The 2,700-nt window shown below is 54.9% G+C and carries 1 rRNA gene; it reads left to right on the top strand.

Features of this window, described 5'->3' with window-relative positions:
* The first annotated feature begins 810 nt into the window (after nt 1-810).
* A 16S ribosomal RNA gene (locus tag ACYVKY_RS20290) occupies nt 811-2,617 on the top strand.
* Nucleotides 2,618-2,700 lie beyond the last annotated feature (83 nt).

Here is a 2,700-nt window from a genome sequence, read left to right as displayed (position 1 = left end):
GTTGCGGCAGCGCCCGCCATTATTTTTGCGGAACTCGCGGGACTCGCGCCGCTTGGTGGCCGTTAGCACAACTCATCGTGCGACGCGTGCGCAGGGACTACAAGAAGGAGAAAAATGAAAACAAGCAAAGACACGACTCGGGAGTTGCGAGTCGAGCTGCGCACGGCGCCCAAGCCCCCAAGGGGGCGGGCCTCTGCGCGGCGCCTAGGACGGGCTGCGCGGCTTGCCGCGCACCCTCCCTGGGCAGGCGCCCTCCCCTGCGGGGGCGTCGGCACAGCAAACACACGTCCCATACTTCGAGCGACTGTCGTCGTGTCCTGTTATGCAGCCTCCAAAGTAGAGATCACCAATCTCGGTCAAGGCAGGGCATTGCGGCGGTCAACTCCCCCGAAGGCGAGGCGCTTTTCAGTGACTGAGTCGGCGGGATGCCGCAAAAAGGCACTGGTGGCTTCGGCCCCCAGCTGCCCCGCGATGGGTTTCTGTGGGCGAATGGCAACTGCCAGACATCCGCACGAGCAACAGGAGACCCCGCACCTGGAGAGAACGCTGTAAAGCTGCACCTCTGGGCTGCGGCCTCCTATGTGAGCGCCTAGGCGGCGCCCGGCCCTCGGGCCGCGCGCGCCTGCCGACGTCGCTCTGGGAACTCAGGGGGGGAAGGAGGATCGCCCTGCGCGGCGCGCCCTGGCCTTGGCCGGACAGCGCTGCGCGGGGAGTTGGGCCGCCTGCTCGCAGGGGGTCCAGACCGACCAACAATCTCTCCGCGGGGCGCTCTCGGGCGCCTCCGCGGCCGCTGCAGACCGCGGCGCGACGATAGTTACCTGGTTGATTCTGCCAGTAGTCATATGCTTGTCTCAAAGATTAAGCCATGCATGTCTAAGTATAAGCAATTATACAGCGAAACTGCGAATGGCTCATTAAATCAGTTATCGTTTATTTGATAGTACCTTACTACTTGGATAACCGTGGTAATTCTAGAGCTAATACATGCTGAAAACCCCGACTTCGGAAGGGATGTATTTATTAGATTAAAAACCAATGCCCTTCGGGGCTCCCTGGTGATTCATAATAACTTCTCGAATCGCACGGCCTTGCGCCGGCGATGGTTCATTCAAATTTCTGCCCTATCAACTTTCGACGGCTGGGTCTTGGCCAGCCATGGTGACAACGGGTAACGGAGGGTTAGGGCTCGACCCCGGAGAAGGAGCCTGAGAAACGGCTACTACATCCAAGGAAGGCAGCAGGCGCGCAAATTACCCAATCCCGACACGGGGAGGTAGTGACAATAAATACTGATACAGGGCTCTTTTGGGTCTTGTAATTGGAATGAGTACAATTTAATTCCCTTAACGAGGAACAATTGGAGGGCAAGTCTGGTGCCAGCAGCCGCGGTAATTCCAGCTCCAATAGCGTATATTAAAGTTGTTGCAGTTAAAAAGCTCGTAGTTGAACCTTGGGCCTGGCTGGCCGGTCCGCCTCACCGCGTGCACTGGTCCGGCCGGGTCTTTCCCTCTGGGGAGCCGCATGCCCTTCACTGGGTGTGTCGGGGAACCAGGACTTTTACTTTGAAAAAATTAGAGTGTTCAAAGCAGGCTTATGCTCGGATACATTAGCATGGAATAATAGAATAGGACGTGCGGTTCTATTTTGTTGGTTTCTAGGACCGCCGTAATGATTAATAGGGACAGTCGGGGGCATCAGTATTCAATTGTCAGAGGTGAAATTCTTGGATTTATTGAAGACTAACTACTGCGAAAGCATTTGCCAAGGATGTTTTCATTAATCAGGAACGAAAGTTAGGGGATCGAAGACGATCAGATACCGTCGTAGTCTTAACCATAAACTATGCCGACTAGGGATCGGACGATGTTATTTTTTGACTCGTTCGGCACCTTACACGAAAGTACAAGTTTCTGGGTTCTGGGGGGAGTATGGTCGCAAGGCTGAAACTTAAAGAAATTGACGGAAGGGCACCACCAGGGGTGGAATCTGCGGCTTAATTTGACTCAACACGGGGAAACTCACCAGGTCCAGACACGATGAGGATTGACAGATTGAGAGCTCTTTCTTGATTTCGTGGGTGGTGGTGCATGGCCGTTCTTAGTTGGTGGAGTGATTTGTCTGCCTAATCGCGATAACGAACGAGACCTTAACCTGCTAAATAGCCCGCGTTGCTTTGGCAGCGCGCTGGCTTCTTAGAGGGACTATCGGCTCAAGCCGATGGAAGTTTGAGGCAATAACAGGTCTGTGATGCCCTTAGATGTTCTGGGCCGCACGCGCGTTACACTGACAGAGCCAGCGAGTTCCTCCTTGGCCGAAAGGCCTGGGTAATCTTGTGAAACTCTGTCGTGCTGGGGATAGAGCATTGCAATTATTGCTCTTCAACGAGGAATCCCTAGTAAGCGCAAGTCATCAACTTGCGTTGATTACGTCCCTGCCCTTTGTACACACCGCCCGTCGCTACTACCGATTGAATGGCTCAGTGAGGCTTCCGGACTGGCCCAGAGGGGTGGGCAACTACCCTTCCGGGCCGGAAAGTTATCCAAACTCGGTCATTTAGAGGAAGTAAAAGTCGTAACAAGGTCTCCGTTGGTGAACCAGCGGAGGGATCATTACAGAGTTTTCACAACTCCCAACCCTTGCGAACCGTACCCAATCTCGTTCTCGTTGCTTCTGGCGGGGGGGGCGGGGGGGCGCCCGAGA

This window comes from Angustibacter speluncae, assembly GCF_054777815.1.
This window is presented reverse-complemented; position numbering and strand designations above follow the sequence as displayed.